Here is a 17,240-nt window from a genome sequence, read left to right as displayed (position 1 = left end):
GCGATCCTACTCCGCGGCAAGCCGGTCGGCCAGAAAACCGCCGGACTGGCGCTTCCACAATTGCGCGTAAAGCCCGCCCTTGGCGATCAGCGCGTCGTGGCTGCCCTCCTCGACGATGCGGCCCTCGTCGAGCACGATCAGCCGGTCGAGGGCGGCAATCGTCGACAACCGGTGGGCGATGGCGATGACGGTCTTGCCTTCCATCAGCCGGTCAAGATTGTCCTGGATCGCCGCCTCGACCTCGGAGTCGAGCGCCGAGGTCGCCTCGTCGAGGATAAGGATCGGCGCGTCCTTGAGCATCATACGGGCGATCGCCACACGCTGGCGCTGGCCGCCCGACAGCTTGACGCCGCGCTCGCCGACATGGGCATCGTAGCCGCGGCGGCCGCGTGGATCGGCGACGTCGACGATGAAGTCGTGGGCTGCGGCGCGACGGGCGGCATCGACGATCTCGGCCTGCGACGCCCCTGCCCTGCCATAACCGATGTTGTCAGAGATCGAGCGGTGCATCAGCATCGCATCCTGGCTGACGACGCCGAACTGGGCGCGCAGCGAGGCCTGGGTGATGTCGCGAATGTCGCGACCATCGACCATGATGCGGCCCTGCTCGACGTCGAACAGGCGCAGCGCGAGGTTGACGATGGTGGTCTTGCCGGCACCTGAAGGACCGACGAGCGCCACGCGCTCGCCCGGCCGGATGTGCAGATTGAGGTTTTCGATCACGCCACTGCCCTTGCCGTAGTGGAAGGAGACGTTGTCGAACAGGATGTCGCCGGAAGCGCGGGGCAGGACAGCGGCATTTTCAGCATCGCGGATCGCCGGCCGCACTGAGATGGTGCGGGTGGCGTCCTGGATGGTGGCGTAGTTGCGGACGAGCCCGTTGATGTTGAACATCATCCAGCCCGACATCTGGTTGAGCCGGAAAACGAGGCCGAGGGCTGCGGCGATGGCGCCGGTGGAGATGTCGCCACGCGACCAGCTGACTATGCAGATGGCAGCCACCGCCGTCATCATCACGCCGTTGATCAGCGCCACCGCCGAACGCACGGTCGTGATCGAGCGGGTCAGCCTGAATACTGCGCCGAGATAGCTTTCGAGCCCGTCGCGGACATAGACATGCTCGCGCCGGCCGCTGTCGAACAGCTTGACCGCCATGATGTTGGTGAAGGCATCGACAAGGCGGCCATTGAAGATCGAGCGCTGGTCGGCGGTGGCACGGCCGGCCCGGCGCATCTCGGGCAGAAGGAAATAGACGATCGCGGCGTAGCCGAGGAACCAGGCAAGCACCACCGCCCCCATCAGCGGGTCGAGCGAGACAAGGATGGTCAAGGACAACAACACGAAGGTGAGGAAGGCCCACATCGTCTGCAGCACGTTGACGATGAAGTCGCCGACGGCCTCGCCGCCCTGCAGGATCTTGGTGGCGATGCGGCCGGCGAAATCGTTCTGGTAGAAGTCATAGGGCTGTTCGATGACACGCCGGAACGCCTGCCAGCGCACCATGGAGAAGAAGCCGGGGACGACGACCTGCTGTTCGACGATCGCCGAGCCGATGATGATGACGGCGCGGACCACAAGGATCAGAACGAGCAATCCGGCAAGCTCGGGCCAGTGGTCGGCGAACAGGCGCTGCGGGGTGGTGGCGTCGAGCAGGTCGATGAGCCAGCCGACCGACCAGTAGAGGGCGGCGTCGATGGCGCCGGCCAAAAAGCCGCTGACCAGGAGCAGCGTGAACGGACCCTTCGCCTGGCGGGCGAAGTAGAGGATGAAGGCCCAGGCGCTCTCCGGCAGGACTTCGCGGTCGGTGTCCTGGAATGGGTCGATCGCGCCTTCGAGGCGGCGCCAGAGTTTTTCGCGGAGGGGGTCGGGGGTCATGGCGTGCTCCGCGCGGGCCGGCGGGAAGTGCCCAGCACGGGGTGGCGCGAGACGCTTCGCGCAGATTGGCACCAGATGCTCAGCCGAGGTTGGCATGAGGCACTATGCCGAGGTCGGTGCGAGGCCTGTCGCAAATATTGGCGCGAGGCACCGGTGGAGATCAGGCACGTCGCCGTCGCGCGGATGAAGGCACGATCTTCCCCCTTGCGCGGGAGATCGCCGGCAGGCCAAAGGGGGGTGCCTTGCACGACAGTAAACATCACGCCGGCCTCGATTCGTCGAGCACGCCATCCTCGTTGAACAGGAAGCCGCCGGACTGGCGTTTCCACAGGCGAGCGTAGAGGCCGTCGAGCGCGAGCAGTTCGTCATGGGTGCCCTGCTCGGCGATGCCGCCCTTGTCGAGCACGACCAGCCGGTCGAGGGCTGCGATTGTCGACAGGCGGTGAGCGATGGCGAGCACCGTCTTGTTCTGCATCAGCGCATGCAGGTTTTCCTGGATCGCCGCCTCGATGTCGCTGTCGAGCGCCGAGGTCGCCTCGTCGAGGATGAGGATCGGCGCATCCTTGAGGAAGACGCGGGCGATCGCCACGCGCTGGCGCTGGCCGCCCGACAGCTTGACACCGCGTTCGCCGACGAAGGCATCGTAGCCTTGGCGGCCACGATTGTCGGCGAGCGTCTGGATGAAGTCGTGCGCCTCGGCCTTGCGTGCGGCGGCAACGACCTCGTCGTCCGATGCATCGGGTTTGCCGAGCTTGATGTTGTCGCGCAGTGAACGGTGGAACAGCGCCGTGTCCTGGCTGACGACGCCGATCTGGCCGCGCAGCGAATTCTGCGTGACGGTTGAAATGTCCTGGCCGTCGATGAGGATGCGCCCGCCCTCAAGATCGTAGAGGCGCAGGATGAGATTGGCGAGCGTGGTCTTGCCGGCGCCCGACGGGCCGACGATGCCGACCTTCTCGCCCGGCTTGACGACAAGCTCGATGCCGTCGAGCACGCCGCCGCCCTTGCCATAGTGGAAGACCACCTTGTCGGCGCGGATTTCGCCGCCCTTGACCGCCAGCTCTCCGGCATCGGGCCTGTCGACAAGGCCAAGCGGCTGGCTGATCAGCGCCTTGGAGTTTTCAAGCACACCGAGATTCCTGAGGATTCCGTTGAGCTGCATCATCAGTCGGCCGAGCAGCATGTTAAGGCGCAACACGAGGCTGAGCGTGAAGGCGACGGCGCCGACAGTGATCGCGCCCTCGATCCAGAGATGGATCGAATACCAGGCGATGGCCGTAATCATGACGCCCGACAGTGCCGTCAGCGCCAGGCGCACACCGGTGAGCCTGCGGGTGAACGGCCGCAGCGCATCGAGATAGATGTCGAAGCCGGAGCGGATGTAGCGGTCGTCGCCGTCGGCAGCGAACAGCTTCAGCGTCTGCACGTTGGAATAGCTGTCGACGATACGGCCGTTGATCATCGAGCCGGCCTCGGCGGTCGCCTCTGCATGCTTGCGGATCGACGGCAGGTAATGGTTGGCGAGGAAGCCGAAGGCGACGATCCACACGACGACAAGTGCCGCAAGCCGCCAGTCGAGGCCGGCGACCACCGCAAGCGTGGTGACGGTGTAGACCAGCATGAACCAGACAACCTCTATGAAGCTTTCCATCAGGTCGCCGGTCGCCTGCCCAGCCTGCCAGACCTTTGTCGCGATGCGGCCGGCAAAGTCGTTCTGGAAGAAGGAATAGGACTGGCGCGAAACATGGCGATGCGCCTGCCAGCGTACGAGGTTGTAGAAGCCAGGCGTGATCGTCTGTTCGTCGACGAGCGCAGACAAGCCGACGACGAACGTGCGGATGACCAGCACGACGAGCGCCATGAACAGCACTTCGGGCCCCGCGACATCCCACAGTGCCGCCCAGCTACGATCGGCGGGCAAGCCGTCGAGGATATCGACGAGGCGGCCGACGAAATAGAACAGCCCGGCCTCGACAAGGGGGGCGATGCCGCCGATGACCAGCATGGCGAAGAAGGCAAATTTCGCCTGACCGACATAATGCCAGAGGAAGCCCCAGACTGTCGCCGGCGGCCTGAGATTCCTAGGTTCCCGGAAGGGATAGACCCAGCTTTCGAACCATTTGTAGATTCTGTTCATCAGCTCTCTGGGCTATCCGGCTGCAACGACTCACTATTTTCGGCCCAAACCGACCATTGAGGCAACCGTGACTTGGCAGGAGAAACGTGCCGCCAAGCCAGGCGAATCTTGGGCGGCATGTTCACAAAATGAGGAGGGCTGGCCCCGCCATCCGAAATGAAAGAGGCCTTCCGCACCGGCGGAAGGCCTCGATATCGATCCACACTACTCTGCTGCCTGGCTCTTGGCCTCGCCGTCGTTAGCCGCCGCATCCACAACGTCGTCGAGCAGGAAGCCGCCGGATTGGCGTTGCCAGAGGGCGGCGTAGATGCCGCCCTTGGCGACCAGTTCGTCATGGCTGCCCTGTTCGACGATGCGGCCTTTGTCCATGACCACCAGGCGGTCCATCGCGGCGATGGTGGACAGCCGATGGGCGATGGCGATGACGGTCTTGCCTTCCATCAGTCGATAGAGGTTTTCCTGGATCGCCGCCTCGACCTCGGAGTCGAGCGCCGACGTCGCCTCGTCGAGGATCAGGATCGGCGCGTCCTTGAGCATGACACGGGCGATTGCGATGCGCTGACGCTGGCCACCCGACAGCTTGACGCCGCGCTCGCCGACATGCGCCGCGAAACCCTTGCGGCCCTTGGGATCGGCAAGAGTGGCGACGAAGTCGAGTGCTTCGGCGCGCCACGCCGCCTCGATCATCATCTCTTCGGTGGCGTCGGGACGGCCGTAGAGTATGTTGTCGGCGACCGAGCGGTGCAGCAGCGAGGTGTCCTGCGTCACCATGCCGATGCGGGCGCGCAGGCTGTCCTGCTGGACGGCCGAGATGTCCTGCCCATCGATCAGGATGCGGCCGCCTTCGATGTCGTAGAAGCGCAGCAGCAGGTTAACCAGCGTCGACTTGCCGGCACCCGAGCGGCCGACGATGCCGATCTTCTCGCCAGGACGAACGTTGAGCGTGAGATCCTCGATGACACCCTTCTTCTTGCCGTAGTGAAAACGCACATTGTCGAAGGCAATGCCGCCCTTGTCGACGACGATCTCCTTTGCCTCGGACTTGTCTTCGACCAGGCGCGGCATGGCGATCGAAGTGATGCCATCCTGGACGGTGCCGATGCTCTCGAACAGGCCGGAGACCTCCCACATGATCCATTGCGACATGCCCCAAAGGCGCAGCACCAGGCCAAGTACGACCGCGACCGCGCCGATGGAAACGGCGCCGTTGAGCCACAGCGAGATCGACAGGATGCCAACCGACAGAAGCAGCGTCGAGTTGAGCAAATAGAGCACACCGTAGAGCGAGGTCACCAGCCGCATCGAACGGTAGACCGTATCCATGAACAGCGACATGCCTTCCCTGGCGAAGGTCGCCTCGCGGCGTGAATGCGAGAACAGCTTGACGGTCTGGATGTTGGTGTAGCTGTCGACGACGCGGCCGGTCATTGTCGAGCGCGCGTCGGCCTGCTCTTCAGCCAGCTTGCCGAGACGCGGCACGAAGTAGCGCAGCAACAGCACGTAGCAGACGAGCCACACGATCAGGGGGGCGGCAAGGCGCAGGTCGGCCGAGCCGACGATGATCAGCACGCCGATGAAATAGACAATGACGTAGTTGAGCACGTCGATCAGCTTGACCACGCATTCGCGCACGGCGAGTGCGGTCTGCATCAGCTTGGTGGCGATGCGGCCGGCGAATTCGTCCTGGTAGAAGCTCATCGATTGCTTGAGCAGGTAGCGGTGCACCTGCCAGCGGATGCGCATGGGATAGTTGCCCATCAACGTCTGCTGGTTGACCAGCGACTGCAGCACCACCATGCCCGGCAGCACGACCATGACGATGAAGGCCATGCCGGCGAGCTTCCAGCCTTCGTTCTGAAGGAAGGTCTCGCGGTTCTGCGCCGACAGCCAGTCGACGATGTTGCCGAGAAAGCCGAACATCCACACTTCCGCAAGCGCGATCAGCGACGTCAGCACGGCGGCGATAATGATGTAGAGCCAGGCACCCTTGGTGTAGTGCAGGCAGAAGGCGACCAGCGTCTTCGGCGGCTCGACCGGTTCCTCCACCGGGAACGGATTCAGTCTGTTTTCAAACCAGCGGAACATTTCAGTCTCTCAGTTCGGTATGCTGCACGCGGCGAATTCCGCGTGGGACATATCTTGGAAGGTCACTGGCACGGCCATATTGCGCCGGATTCTCGGAGTTAAGAGCCGGCGGGGGCTTTCGAAATGTAGGGGGCCGCTGAGGATTCGGCGAATCCTCAGCTATTACCTCCTGACATCGTTCCGGCAGCAGGCCGGGTAGCACCCGACCGGCCGGCAAGCCGGCCGATCAGGGCAGCGATGCGGCCGAACAGCGGCCTGTAGCTGGGATCAACGACGACATTCGACAGGTCGACGTCTGGCAGCATGCCGCGATGCGGCCGCCGGCGTACCGGAGGGTGCGCCTTGGGCTGATGCGCGCCGAGCGCCAGCATCATGGCATGGTGCCTTGCTTCAGCTAACTCGTTGCGGTGGGCGAAAAATGCAGAGTCGTGTTCGTTACGGGCGTTGTGCCCGGTGGGGATGTTGACAAACATCGGAATTGTCCTTCGAAAACCGGATAAGGGCTTCTGCGGACCGCGATGCGAATATGCCTGGAATTGTCAGGAAAAGTCGTCGAACCGGTCCGCCCTCAGGCAGTACGTCGCCCACAGTCGGGGCGGTGTGTGTCAAGCAGCATCATGTACCCCTCCATCGGTTCGGGTTGACAATGCAGGCCGTATACTCCCCTTCGCGGCAGAACGCCACAGCATCATCTTCACTTTTTGCTTGGGCACGACTTGCTGTGGCCTTGCTGCCACAGATTAGGATATCAACATGAACGGCCCATTCCGCATCGCGCTCTACCAGCCCGACATCGCCGGCAACACCGGCACCATCCTGCGCATGGCCGCCTGCCTTGGCGTCGCCGTCGACCTGATCGAACCCGCCGGCTTCGACATCTCCGACCGTTCGCTGAAACGCGCCGGCATGGACTATCTCGAAATGGCGGCGCTGACCCGGCACGTCGACTTCGACCGCTTCGAGAACTGGCGCCGAGGCGAAGGCCGACGCCTGGTGCTGCTGTCGACGAAAGCCACCCTGCCCTACACGGATTTCCGCTTCGAACCAGGCGACGTCGTCATGGTCGGCCGCGAATCGGCCGGTGTGCCGGATCACATCCACGATCTCGCCTTCGAGCGGCTGCTCATCCCGATGCCCGGCGGCGGTCGCAGCCTCAACGTCGCGCTGGCTGCTGCGATGGTTTCCGGCGAGGCGATGCGCCAGCTCGGCTGAAATGGCTGCCGCGAGTCGCAGTGCGGCCGCGGCGAAACAGCCTCCTGGCAAACCGTCGTTCCAGTCGTCTGCAGCGGATCTCGCCATGTCGTCATCCTTCGTTGCACGGTGAAGGATATCCTCGTACAACCTCAACTAATATTGAGGTCAAGCGGGAATTTTCGATGGCAAGCGAACTGACTGTCGGCGAGGTGGCAAAGCGCAGCGGCGTTGCGGTTTCGGCGCTGCATTTCTACGAGACGCGCGGGCTGATCCACAGTCACCGCACGGCGGGCAACCAGCGGCGTTACTCCAGGGACGTGCTGCGCCGTGTGGCCGTGATCCGGATCGCCCAGGATGTCGGCATCTCGCTCGCCGACATTGCCGCCGCCTTCGCCGCCCTGCCTGACGGGCGCACGCCTACGCGTGAGGATTGGAGTCTACTTTCAACGGGTTGGCGCCACGACCTCGACCACCGCATCGAACAGTTGAAGAAGCTGCGCGACGGCCTGACCGACTGCATCGGCTGCGGCTGCATGTCGATCGACAAGTGCCCGCTGCGCAACCGCGAGGACCGGCTGGCGCGCCAGGGCCCAGGGCCGCGGCGGCTGCTGGTGGAGTGAAAACGGCCGACCCGGGGCGTTGCCTCCCCGGATCAGTGGTGTTCGATGCGTCAGCGCAGGATAGCCAGGTCGCGCAAGCCGGCATCGAGGCCCTCGCCCGCCTTTTCGGCAGCACCGCTCTCCATGTTGACCTTGTAGAGCATGCCGCCTGTGGCCAGCCACGCGGTGTTGGCGCCATCTTCCGACGTCTGGATATCGAAGCCGACGGCGTCGCCGGGCTCGATGCCGAGCTTGCCGATCGTCTTCAGTGTACCGTCATTCGGTTTGGTCTGCTGCAGGAACAGCCCGCCGGCATGGATGTCGTACATCGCCGTTTTTTCGGGCTTGCCGAAGGAATTGGTATAGGCGGTGGCAATGATCTCAGTCGGCATCTCGGCGCTCGCATCGCCAGCCTCGAAGGCGAGCTTGCCGTCTTCGGTTACCGCGCCGGTCGCGGGATCGACACGCAGATTGGTGCCGTCGGACGCAATAACGCGCAGCTTGTCGGCTGCCGGGTTGAAGTCGACGCTGACCTTGGCGCCCTCGGGCGGCAGCTTGGACAGCTTCGACACCGCCGCAGCCGCACCGGTGTCGAGGTTGATGGTGACCAGCGAGCCGTCGCCGGCCAAGCCATAGACCATGTTATCGGACGATCGCAGGTCGATTCCATGGAGCTTGTCGACCCCGGTCACCTCCATCTTCCTGGCCTCGCCCGGCTTGTCGGTGTCGAACCAGATCAAGGTCTTGTCGCCGGAAAGGCCAAGCGCCGGAGCAGCCACTGCCGCTGCGGAAAAGCCGGCGAGCATTGTGCCGGCAAGGGCGATATGCAGTGCGATGCGGTTCATGTCGATCTCCTTCTCATTGGTCGGTGAGCGCTGGTGATTTTGCGTCGCTCGCCGGCCTTACCCACGGGATCGGGTTCTGGATGCAGGACGCCGCAAATTTCTCAGAAGGGCTTGCATCCCCAGATGCATCCGGCGTGTATCATTGCAAACGGGCGAGAAGGGACCGCATGTCGGCTGTCGAACGAAGCGACCAATTCTGTGACGGCCTGATGCTTCGGGTCGCAAGCGGCGACCGCGAGGCGCTCGGCGACCTTTTCGCCAGCGAGGCCGGCAGGCTGATCGCCATCGCCCGCCGCATCCTGCGCCGCAAGGATCTCGCCGAGGAAGCAGTACAGGAAGGCTTCATCGCCGCCTGGAAGCATGCGCCGCGCTTCGACCCGGCACGCGGCAGTGCCCGCGCCTGGCTGACCACCATCGTCCGCAACCGCGCGCTCAACATGCTGCGTGACGGCCAGCGCCTCCGTCTGACAGGTGACGACATGGCCAGGCACGGCGAAAGCGACAGCAGCGCCGACGCGGCCTTCGAGGCTCTCGACGAGGCCGACGCGCTCAAGCACTGCCTGAGCCAGTTGGATGAGGCGCGGCGCAGGTCGATCCTGCTGGCCTATGTGCTGGGCTACACACATGGCGAGATCGCAGCGAAGCTGAACGCGCCGCTGGGCACCGTCAAAGCCTGGATTCGCCGCGGCGTCATCGCCTTGCAGGAGTGCCTGTCATGAGCCGCGACAACGAACGCTTTGCCCACGCCGGCGACTATGTGCTCGGTCTGCTGGATGATGACGCCCGCGCCGAAGCGGAGCGCGATATGGAGCGCGACCCGGAATTTGCCGAGACAGTGCGACGGCTCGCCGAACGCATGTCCAGCCTCGACCACACGGCGAAGCCCGCCGAGGTGCCTGCCGGCATGTGGGACGAAATCCTGGGCAAGATTGCAACCCTGCCGCAGGACCACGGCACCTCACCGCCGGCACAAAGCGCTGCCAATCAGAACAGCGCGACGCATACGCCCCCCTGGCGCAAACTCGCCCTGGCAGCGTCGCTCGCGGCCGCGTTCGGCCTCGGCTATGCCGGCGGCTTCGTCATGAAGACGGTGCCGGAGCCGGTTGTGCTCGTGGTGCTGCAGACGCCCGACAACACCACGGGAGCGGTGTTCGAGGCCTTTGCCGACAACAGCGTCAAGATCATCCCGCTTGCCGATTTCGAGGTGCCGCAGGACAAGATCATGCAGGTGTGGACGCTCTACGACGCCTCGGTCGGCCCGGTTTCGCTGGGCACGCTGTCCAGCGCCGAGGTGACCACGCTCAAGGGCCAGAAGCTGCCTGTGCCCGCGGCCGACCAGCTCTACGAGATCACGCTCGAACCGCGCCCGGGCTCGCCGACCGGCAAGCCGACGGGACCGATCCTGGTCAAGGGATTTGCGAAACGGCCGGCTGGTTAGCCAGGGCACCGAAGGGCAGTTTGGAATCTCGCACCAATGGCTTGCAGCCGCCAGCTGCGGTTGCGCGGCAGCCCGACTCAGTCTCGGTTTAGAGAAGATCAGTCCGATGTCGGCAGGCGGCGGATGGTGAACTCGATGACGTCGCCGGGGCGCTCGAACCAGCTTTCGATCTCGGTCCAGTAAGCCTGCTTCGGCCAGCGCGAGAACCACTCCTGCGCCTTGAGCCGTGCGTCGTGGCGCGGCAACACGAAGGTCTCGCGCAGGAACCCGTCGCGCGGCCTGCGCTCACGTTCGGCCCGGCTGCGCTGGAGCCTCTTGGCGAGATCCTCCAGCGGCGGTCTGGTCGGTGTGCCCATAAAGAACTCCTTGACCCTTGCGAGAAGGAGATTAGGGATCGCGCCGGACAATTACGAGTCATTTGTGCGGAGCCTAAATTGCAGCGTCCTGAAATCCCGGCGGGACTGCCGGCCGACATCGAAGACAGGAAGGCGCGCGCGCGCGCCTGGTTCGAGGAGCTGCGCGACCGCATATGCCTCGCCTTCGAGGCGCTGGAGGATGAGGTCGAGGGACCGCTGGCGTCATGGGCACCGGGCCGTTTCGAGCGCACGCCCTGGCAGCGCGACGACGGCAAGGGCGGCGGCGGCATCATGTCGATGATGCATGGCCGCGTCTTCGAGAAGGTCGGCGTGCACACCTCGACCGTGCATGGCGAGTTCTCGCCGGAATTCCGCAAGCAGATGCCGGGCGCCGAAGAAGACCCGCGCTTCTGGGCCTCGGGCATCTCGCTGATTGCCCACCCGCAGAACCCGAACGTACCCGCCGTGCACATGAACACACGCATGGTGGCGACCTCGCGCTGGTGGTTCGGCGGCGGTGCCGATCTCACGCCGGTGCTCGACCGCCGCCGCACGCAGGACGACGCCGATACCGTCGCCTTCCACAAGGCGATGCAGTTTGCCTGCTCCAAGCACGCCGGTGTCGCCGACCACCAGAAATACAAGGATTGGTGCGACGAATACTTCTTCCTGCCGCATCGCAACGAGCCGCGCGGCACCGGCGGAATCTTCTTCGACTGGCAGCATTCGCCTGAGGAGAAGGGCGGCTGGGACGCAGACTTCCGCTTCGTCCAGGACGTCGGCCGCGCCTTCCTCGTCACCTACCAGCATTTGGTGCGGCAGAACTTCAACACCAACTGGACCGACGGCGACCGCGACGAACAGCTGGTGCGCCGCGGCCGCTATGTCGAGTTCAACCTGCTGTATGACCGCGGCACGATCTTCGGCCTGAAGACCGGCGGCAACATCGCCTCGATCCTGTCGAGCATGCCACCTGAGGTCAGGTGGCCCTGAGCCGGACGCATGGCTGCCCTGCCCGCCGTCGCATTGACGTGCGGGCAGCAAAGCTTTAGAGAGCGCGCTTTCCTTGGCCCTCGTCCTTTGGTGACGGGCCTTGCTCTCATTGGAAGATTTTCGTGACGATTTTCGACAACATGGTTCCGGCGCTGGCCGGAGCGCTCGCCGCGCGTGGCTACGAAACGCTGACCCCGGTGCAAACCTCGGTGCTGGCTCCCGAGGCCTGCGGCGTCGACCTCCTGGTCTCGGCCCAGACCGGCTCGGGCAAGACGGTGGCCTTCGGCATCGCCATCGCGCCGACCCTGCTTGACGGCCGCGAGCGCTTCACGCCGGGCGCAGCACCTTCGGCAGTGATCATCGCGCCGACGCGCGAGCTCGCCATCCAGGTGCGCCGCGAGTTCGAATGGCTCTATGCCGCGACCGGCGCCCGCATCGCCTCCTGCGTCGGCGGCATGGACATGCGCAAGGAACGCCGCGCGCTCGACGAAGGCGCCGACATCGTCGTCGGCACGCCGGGCCGCCTGCGCGACCACATCACCCGCGGTTCCCTGGACATTTCCGGCCTGCGCGCCGTGGTGCTGGACGAAGCCGACGAGATGCTCGACCTCGGCTTCCGCGAAGACTTGGAGTTCATCCTGGCGGCAGCACCGCAGGAACGCCGCACGCTTCTGTTCTCGGCAACAGTGCCGCCGCAGATCGCCCAGATGGCCAAGCGCTTCCAGCGCAACGCGCTGCGCATCACCGCAGCAGGCGAAAGCCGCCAGCACGACGACATCGAATACCGCTCCGTGCTGGTCGCTCCGTCCGAGCGCGAGAACGCCATCATCAACACGCTGCTTTACTTCGATGCCCAGAGCACAATGGTGTTCTGCGCGACGCGCGAAGCGGTCAAGCACTTCTCGGCGCGCCTTGCCAATCGCGGCTTCGCCGTTGTGGCGCTGTCGGGCGAGCTGAGCCAGGCCGAACGCAACAACGCGCTGCAGGCAATGCGAGACGGCCGCGCCCGTGTCTGCGTGGCGACCGACGTCGCCGCCCGCGGCATCGACCTGCCGAACCTCGACCTCGTCATCCACGCCGACCTGCCGACCAACCCTGATACGTTGTTGCACCGCTCGGGCCGTACCGGCCGTGCCGGTCGCAAGGGCGTGTGCGTGCTGATCGTGCCGTTCCACCGTCGTGGCAGCGCTGCCCGCCTGCTCAAGCTGGCAAAGCTCGAGGCAACGACGCAGGCAGCACCCGGCCCGGCAGAGATCGATGCCCGCAACCGCGAGCGCATGCTGGCGGAACTCACTGACATCGAGGCTGCCGTCGAGGACGAGGCAACGCAGGTCGCCGAAATCCTCGCCGCCCACTCGCCCGAGACGATCGCGCTGGCCTGGCTGCGACAGCAGATGGCCTCGCGTCCCGCCGCCGAAGAGCTCTCGGACCGCCCTGTGCCGGTGTTCGACGCCGCAAAGGCGGAACGTCCCGACAACCGCTTCGAAAGCGGCGTCTGGTTCGCCGTCTCGGTCGGCCGCAAGCACCGCGCCGAACCACGCTGGCTGTTGCCGCTGATCTGCAAGGCAGGCCGCGTCACCAAGCGCGAGATCGGCTCGATCCGCATCTTCGAGAACGATTCGCATTTCGAGATCATCTCCGAGCGTGCCGACGCCTTTGCTGCGGCCGTCGAGGAACAGGGCACCGGCGAAAAGGGCGTGACCATCACCCGTACTGGTGCCGCGCCTGCATCCGATCACGGCGCCAAGCCGAAGAAGCAGCACCGCAAGGGCCAATACGATCCCGCCGACAAGCCACCCTTCAAGAAGAAGGCTTTTGAAAAGAAGCCTTACGAGAAGAAGCTGTTCGAAAAGCGTGCGGGTGACAAGCCGGCCTACGACAAGCCGGCGGGTGCTGGCGCGGCCAAGAAGTACAAGCCAAAGAAGAGGTTCGGCGAGTAATCGCCAAGCTCTCACCGGGTCTTACTTTTTCGTAAGGTTCGCAGTTGCCACATTCGGCGCCACAAACAGAGATTTGGGCGCCGAATGTGGCTAAGTCACCGTTTGAAAATATGCTTTTCGTCTAATATGCCCCTGGCAAAGCACGGCTATTCTATCGCCGGGGCCGGGAAACGCCGGCGGCTCGATCTCTTGGGCCGCGACGCGACGTGACTGGACGGCCCTTCATAAGGCGGGTCGGTCCATTCGGGCGCCCGCATTCGTCGGAGAGCATGCCATGCGCAAGCTTCTTGTTCCGGCAGCCGCAGCTGCCATTTTTGCAACCTCTGCCGTATCCTTCGCCGCCGCCCAGCATACGGATGGGACGATCAAGACCTTCGACGCCAAGGCGATGAGCCTGACGCTCGCCGACGGCACATCCTTCTTGCTGTCGAAGAAGTTCGAGGATCCCGGCGTGAAGGCAGGCGAAACGGTTTCGATCACTTGGGACATGAGCGGCACAAACAAGGTGGCTGAGTCCGTCAAGATCGTGAAGTAGCGCCCAAGCCGCGCGCTGCAAAAAAGGGCGGAACACGAGGTTCCGCCCTTTTCATTGATCCGGAACGCGAGCCGGCGGAATCATTTTTTCAACCTGCAGCGTCAACGCACTGACAAAGCGGGATTTTTCCACGAATGCTCGGACGGACCAACTCAAACTGTCGACTGGCCCACCACCAAGCGCAACCAATCGCCCGATTGCGTGTTATAGTGCACCCCCGAAACGGACGAGGAAGGAGACATCCGATGAAGGAATTTCAGTGCGGGTCGCTTGTCCCCGGCTGCCAGTGGCACACCCGCCACGAGGACGAAGCTGAAATCATTCGCCGCGTGGCCGAGCATATGCGCGAGACCCATGGCGAAACCATCATCCGCGAGACGATGATAGAAGCCATTCGCTCGCGCATCGAGAAGGTCCGCAACGCGGCCTGACCTCTGAATCTCACGCATAGTGCCTTCCGAAAATCGACACCAATTTTCGGGCCTATGCTCTAGACTTTCAGCCTCTTGGCGGCGCGCTCGAGCAGCGCGTCGCGGTCCAGCACAAAGCCGCTGTCGACCCACTCTCCTTCCAATGCCTTGAGCAACGAGCCGAGTGCCGCGCCCTCGACGCCAAGCGCAGCAAGATCGCCGCCGCGCAAGGGAACGTCGGGCTTTTGCCATGTGCCGATGAAGGACAGCAGGCGGAAATAGCCGCCGGCTTCGATCAGCGCCTTGTCGTCCTGCTCGGCGCGACCGCGCGCTGAGGCGAGATCGAGGCGCAGGCGATCGGCGATGGCGTCGACATTGCCGCGATAGAGCCGCTTGGCCAGTTCGCCCTCGGTAACGGTTGGCTCAACCTTGGCGGTTGCCGCCCACTGGACCAGCCTGTCGGTTTCGACATTGGCAAGCCTCAGCCGGTCGCCAAGGGTTTTCATGCGCGCCGCATCCGGTGGCACGATCGATTCGAGCCGCAGCAGCGGGTCGGCTTTCCAGCCGAGATCGTTCTCTGCGCGGACCAGCGCGTGGATGGCATCGATGCCCCATTTTTCGCTCTCGGGCAGAGCGGCGGTCAGCACGCCGGCCTGGCGCATCCACAACATGGCACGCGACGGATCGGGCGCGCCGAGCAGCCGCTTGAGCTCCGACCAGACGCGTTCGGCGGACAGCCGCGCGATGCCGTCCTTGAGCCGGGCGCAGGCCCTCAGCCCTTCGGCATCGGGACGGCCTTTGCCGTACCAGGCGAAGAAGCGGAAAAAGCGCAGGATGCGCAGATAGTCCTCGCGAATGCGGGTCTCGGCGTCGCCGATGAAGCGCAACGTCCGGCTGTCGAGATCGGTCAGCCCGCCAACGAGGTCGATCACGCTGCCGTCGGCACTGGCATAGAGCGCGTTGATGGTGAAATCGCGTCGTTCGGCGTCAGCCGTCCAGTTGCTGCCGAAGACGACCTTGGCGCGGCGACCGTCGGTCTCGACGTCGGCGCGCAAGGTGGTGACCTCGAATGGCTTGCCGCCAGCAATAACGGTGATGGTGCCATGCTCGGCGCCGGTGGGTGCGGTCCTGAAGCCGGCCGCTTCGGCGCGGCGGACGGTCTCGTCAGGCAGATTTGACGTGGCGATGTCGACATCTGCGACGGGCTCGCCGAGCAGCGCATTGCGCACGGCACCGCCGGCGATGCGCGCCTCGCCGCCGTCGGCGTTCAGCACTGCGAGCAGTTTCTGCAGCTGCGGGTCGCTCAGCCAGGAGGCGCCGGCGATAGTTGCGCTCATGTGTAGAGCCTTTCATAGAGAGCGCGGATGATGCCGGCGGTGACGCCCCAGATGTAACGCTCTTCATAGGGCATGGCATAGAAGAAGCGTTCCTGGTCCTGCCAGGTGCGGCTGGCGCGGCCATGATTGGCCGGATCCATCAAAAAGCCGAGCGGCACCTCGAAGACGTCGTCCACTTCACCCTCGTTGACTGTCAGGCGGAAGCCGGGACGCACGATGCCAAGCACCGGCGCGATGCGGTAACCGCTGCCGGTGACATAATCCGGCAAGCGCCCGATGATTTCTATGTAGTCGGAGGTTATGCCGATCTCCTCGACTGTTTCCCGCAGCGCCGCCGCCTCGGGCGAGACGTCAGTCGGGTCGATGCGTCCGCCGGGAAAGGCGATCTGGCCGGAATGGCTCTTCAGCTTTTCGGCACGCTTCGTGAGGATGACCGTCGAGGCATCGCCGTGATCCACCACGGGGATCAGCACAGCGGCATCGCGCAGCCGGTCGTGCACGAACAGTTCGCGCATGTCCGGGTTCAGCACGTGGTCGCCATAGTCGGCAACCGCATCGTTGAGGTGCTCCTGTGCGGCGCGCTGGCGGAAATCCTGCGCCGAATAATGCGCTCTCAGGGCATGAACCATCACGCGCTCAGCCGCTCCAGCTTGTCCCAGGGCATTATGGGGTAGACCTCACCCTTCGAACGCACGGCAAACATGTGCTTACCTGATATGTCGATGCGCTCGCCAACTTCGGCGAGCTCGTACATCACCGGACGCGCCACCAGCGCCTCGAGGCGCCCGCGGACCAGCAGGTATGGCTTGAGGCCGCCTGTCTCCGGCTCGTCGACAAAGCGCAGCGGATGCTCCGGGCCAACTTCGACGACATCGCCGACATTGGTGCGAAAGGTCAGGATCTGGTCAGCGCCCTCGCCTGTCACATTCATCTCGACAGCAACGAAATGCGCGTCGACGACGCGGATTCCGACCCGTTCCACCGGGGTGACCAGGTAGGTCTTGCCGTCCTCGTCCTTACGCAGGACGGTCGAAAACAGCTGTACCAGCGGCATGCGGCCGATCGGCGTGCCCAAATAGAACCAGGTCCCGTCGGGCTTGATTTCCATGTCGAGATCGCCGCAAAAATCAGGATTCCAGCGCTCGACCGGCGGCAGGCCCTTGCCGGCGCGGGCGGCACGCGAAATCAGCGCCTCGAGGCCGGCGGTGTCGCCGGCGCGGGTCAGGCCAAGGTCAGTTGCCGCCTCGCGGCTATGGTCAAGGTCGCCAGTCATGGTCACGAAATAGTCACTGTTGTTGCGCTTGTCAGCATAGGCAAGTGATTTAAGTTCAATGCCATGACCTCGCAAAGGTGCGGGCATGGAGATCGCGACGCCCGGGATCGTTTGACCTCTGGGGATTGGGCGGCAGGCACGACGTCCACACGGACGACGCACCGGACCAAGAGGCAAATAATCCTTGTAGATTGACGAAGCGGCCCCCTGTTCTGATGGACGA

General features: G+C 64.3%; 17 protein-coding genes. 8 read left to right on the top strand and 9 right to left on the bottom strand.

Annotated elements, in window-relative coordinates:
• Nucleotides 1-6: 6 nt before the first annotated feature.
• From H5P29_RS12320 to H5P29_RS12305, 4 genes are all read right to left on the bottom strand, one after another.
• Nucleotides 7-1,875: an ABC transporter ATP-binding protein gene (locus tag H5P29_RS12320; RefSeq protein ID WP_154384753.1), complete on the bottom strand. Its 1,869-nt coding sequence runs from the start codon at nucleotides 1,873-1,875 to the stop codon at nucleotides 7-9.
• A gap of 259 nt (nucleotides 1,876-2,134) precedes the next feature.
• Nucleotides 2,135-4,012, bottom strand: a complete 1,878-nt coding sequence (locus H5P29_RS12315) for an ABC transporter ATP-binding protein (protein WP_183195016.1) — start codon at nucleotides 4,010-4,012, stop codon at nucleotides 2,135-2,137.
• Between the two features lie 204 nt (nucleotides 4,013-4,216).
• Nucleotides 4,217-6,097 (bottom strand): ABC transporter ATP-binding protein, encoded by a 1,881-nt coding sequence (locus tag H5P29_RS12310; protein ID WP_154384752.1) that lies wholly within the window; start codon nucleotides 6,095-6,097, stop codon nucleotides 4,217-4,219.
• 155 nt (nucleotides 6,098-6,252) lie between these two features.
• Nucleotides 6,253-6,570: a hypothetical protein gene (locus H5P29_RS12305; RefSeq protein ID WP_154384751.1), complete on the bottom strand. Its 318-nt coding sequence runs from the start codon at nucleotides 6,568-6,570 to the stop codon at nucleotides 6,253-6,255.
• Between the two features lie 280 nt (nucleotides 6,571-6,850).
• On the opposite strand from H5P29_RS12305, the gene H5P29_RS12300 reads away from it, so the two are divergent.
• Both H5P29_RS12300 and soxR read left to right on the top strand, forming a co-directional pair.
• Complete coding sequence (locus tag H5P29_RS12300; protein ID WP_067959356.1) at nucleotides 6,851-7,309, top strand: tRNA (cytidine(34)-2'-O)-methyltransferase; 459 nt, start codon at nucleotides 6,851-6,853, stop codon at nucleotides 7,307-7,309.
• 164 nt (nucleotides 7,310-7,473) lie between these two features.
• Nucleotides 7,474-7,911, top strand: a complete 438-nt coding sequence (soxR, locus tag H5P29_RS12295) for a redox-sensitive transcriptional activator SoxR (protein WP_154384750.1) — start codon at nucleotides 7,474-7,476, stop codon at nucleotides 7,909-7,911.
• Between the two features lie 50 nt (nucleotides 7,912-7,961).
• On the opposite strand, the gene H5P29_RS12290 is transcribed toward soxR, so the two are convergent.
• Nucleotides 7,962-8,735 carry a DUF4394 domain-containing protein gene (locus H5P29_RS12290; RefSeq protein ID WP_246670735.1) on the bottom strand — a complete coding sequence of 258 codons (774 nt, stop codon included), beginning with the start codon at nucleotides 8,733-8,735 and terminating at the stop codon, nucleotides 7,962-7,964.
• A gap of 167 nt (nucleotides 8,736-8,902) precedes the next feature.
• Between H5P29_RS12290 and H5P29_RS12285 the strand changes: the two genes are divergently transcribed.
• On the top strand, nucleotides 8,903-9,454 hold the full coding sequence (locus H5P29_RS12285) for a sigma-70 family RNA polymerase sigma factor (protein ID WP_154384749.1): 552 nt from the start codon (nucleotides 8,903-8,905) through the stop codon (nucleotides 9,452-9,454).
• Nucleotides 9,451-10,173 carry an anti-sigma factor domain-containing protein gene (locus H5P29_RS12280; RefSeq protein ID WP_154384748.1) on the top strand — a complete coding sequence of 241 codons (723 nt, stop codon included), beginning with the start codon at nucleotides 9,451-9,453 and terminating at the stop codon, nucleotides 10,171-10,173. The genes H5P29_RS12285 and H5P29_RS12280 overlap by 4 nt, the downstream gene beginning before the upstream one ends.
• A 98-nt stretch (nucleotides 10,174-10,271) precedes the next feature.
• Here the strand turns inward: H5P29_RS12280 and H5P29_RS12275 are convergent, their stop codons facing one another.
• Complete coding sequence (locus H5P29_RS12275) at nucleotides 10,272-10,529, bottom strand: hypothetical protein (RefSeq protein WP_067959348.1); 258 nt, start codon at nucleotides 10,527-10,529, stop codon at nucleotides 10,272-10,274.
• Between the two features lie 78 nt (nucleotides 10,530-10,607).
• Between H5P29_RS12275 and hemF the strand changes: the two genes are divergently transcribed.
• The 4 genes from hemF (at nucleotide 10,608) to H5P29_RS12255 (ending at nucleotide 14,428) form a co-directional block, all read left to right on the top strand.
• Nucleotides 10,608-11,522 carry an oxygen-dependent coproporphyrinogen oxidase gene (hemF, locus tag H5P29_RS12270; protein ID WP_067959345.1) on the top strand — a complete coding sequence of 305 codons (915 nt, stop codon included), beginning with the start codon at nucleotides 10,608-10,610 and terminating at the stop codon, nucleotides 11,520-11,522.
• Nucleotides 11,523-11,644: 122 nt separating this feature from the next.
• Entirely contained in the window at nucleotides 11,645-13,462 is a 1,818-nt protein-coding gene (locus tag H5P29_RS12265) for a DEAD/DEAH box helicase (protein ID WP_185910344.1), read from the top strand.
• A gap of 274 nt (nucleotides 13,463-13,736) precedes the next feature.
• A complete protein-coding gene (locus H5P29_RS12260) occupies nucleotides 13,737-13,997 on the top strand; it encodes a DUF1344 domain-containing protein (RefSeq protein WP_067959340.1) in 261 nt (86 codons plus the stop codon).
• Nucleotides 13,998-14,242: 245 nt separating this feature from the next.
• Nucleotides 14,243-14,428, top strand: coding sequence for a DUF1059 domain-containing protein (locus tag H5P29_RS12255; RefSeq protein WP_067959336.1), 186 nt, complete (start codon nucleotides 14,243-14,245; stop codon nucleotides 14,426-14,428).
• A gap of 59 nt (nucleotides 14,429-14,487) precedes the next feature.
• Here H5P29_RS12255 and H5P29_RS12250 read toward each other — a convergent pair whose 3' ends face one another.
• Genes H5P29_RS12250 through H5P29_RS12240 form a run of 3 tightly spaced genes read right to left on the bottom strand, consistent with a single transcriptional unit; the run spans nucleotide 14,488 to nucleotide 17,017 of the window.
• A complete protein-coding gene (locus H5P29_RS12250; RefSeq protein ID WP_154384747.1) occupies nucleotides 14,488-15,744 on the bottom strand; it encodes a CCA tRNA nucleotidyltransferase in 1,257 nt (418 codons plus the stop codon).
• A complete protein-coding gene (locus tag H5P29_RS12245) occupies nucleotides 15,741-16,373 on the bottom strand; it encodes a CoA pyrophosphatase (RefSeq protein WP_067959332.1) in 633 nt (210 codons plus the stop codon). The genes H5P29_RS12250 and H5P29_RS12245 overlap by 4 nt, the downstream gene beginning before the upstream one ends.
• The gene (locus H5P29_RS12240) at nucleotides 16,373-17,017 is read right to left on the bottom strand and encodes a DUF1285 domain-containing protein (RefSeq protein ID WP_154384950.1); all 645 of its coding nucleotides are present in this window, start codon (nucleotides 17,015-17,017) and stop codon (nucleotides 16,373-16,375) included. The genes H5P29_RS12245 and H5P29_RS12240 overlap by 1 nt, the downstream gene beginning before the upstream one ends.
• Nucleotides 17,018-17,240: the final 223 nt, after the last annotated feature.

This window comes from Aminobacter sp. MDW-2, from assembly GCF_014250155.1.
Classification (GTDB): Bacteria; Pseudomonadota; Alphaproteobacteria; order Rhizobiales; family Rhizobiaceae; genus Aminobacter; species Aminobacter ciceronei.
The sequence above is the reverse complement of the archived record's forward strand: the minus strand, read 5'-3'. Positions and strand labels throughout refer to the sequence as shown.

Excerpts from the sequence above, each read along its gene's own strand:
- H5P29_RS12320 (WP_154384753.1), bottom strand. The coding sequence starts at position 1,875 with ATGACCCCCGACCCCCTCCGCGAAAAACTCTGGCGCCGCCTCGAAGGC.
- H5P29_RS12315 (WP_183195016.1), bottom strand. The coding sequence starts at position 4,012 with ATGAACAGAATCTACAAATGGTTCGAAAGCTGGGTCTATCCCTTCCGG.
- H5P29_RS12310 (WP_154384752.1), bottom strand. The coding sequence starts at position 6,097 with ATGTTCCGCTGGTTTGAAAACAGACTGAATCCGTTCCCGGTGGAGGAA.
- H5P29_RS12305 (WP_154384751.1), bottom strand. The coding sequence starts at position 6,570 with ATGTTTGTCAACATCCCCACCGGGCACAACGCCCGTAACGAACACGAC.
- H5P29_RS12300 (WP_067959356.1), top strand. The coding sequence starts at position 6,851 with ATGAACGGCCCATTCCGCATCGCGCTCTACCAGCCCGACATCGCCGGC.
- soxR (WP_154384750.1), top strand. The coding sequence starts at position 7,474 with ATGGCAAGCGAACTGACTGTCGGCGAGGTGGCAAAGCGCAGCGGCGTT.
- H5P29_RS12290 (WP_246670735.1), bottom strand. The coding sequence starts at position 8,735 with ATGAACCGCATCGCACTGCATATCGCCCTTGCCGGCACAATGCTCGCC.
- H5P29_RS12285 (WP_154384749.1), top strand. The coding sequence starts at position 8,903 with ATGTCGGCTGTCGAACGAAGCGACCAATTCTGTGACGGCCTGATGCTT.
- H5P29_RS12280 (WP_154384748.1), top strand. The coding sequence starts at position 9,451 with ATGAGCCGCGACAACGAACGCTTTGCCCACGCCGGCGACTATGTGCTC.
- H5P29_RS12275 (WP_067959348.1), bottom strand. The coding sequence starts at position 10,529 with ATGGGCACACCGACCAGACCGCCGCTGGAGGATCTCGCCAAGAGGCTC.
- H5P29_RS12260 (WP_067959340.1), top strand. The coding sequence starts at position 13,737 with ATGCGCAAGCTTCTTGTTCCGGCAGCCGCAGCTGCCATTTTTGCAACC.
- H5P29_RS12255 (WP_067959336.1), top strand. The coding sequence starts at position 14,243 with ATGAAGGAATTTCAGTGCGGGTCGCTTGTCCCCGGCTGCCAGTGGCAC.
- H5P29_RS12250 (WP_154384747.1), bottom strand. The coding sequence starts at position 15,744 with ATGAGCGCAACTATCGCCGGCGCCTCCTGGCTGAGCGACCCGCAGCTG.
- H5P29_RS12245 (WP_067959332.1), bottom strand. The coding sequence starts at position 16,373 with ATGGTTCATGCCCTGAGAGCGCATTATTCGGCGCAGGATTTCCGCCAG.
- H5P29_RS12240 (WP_154384950.1), bottom strand. The coding sequence starts at position 17,017 with ATGACTGGCGACCTTGACCATAGCCGCGAGGCGGCAACTGACCTTGGC.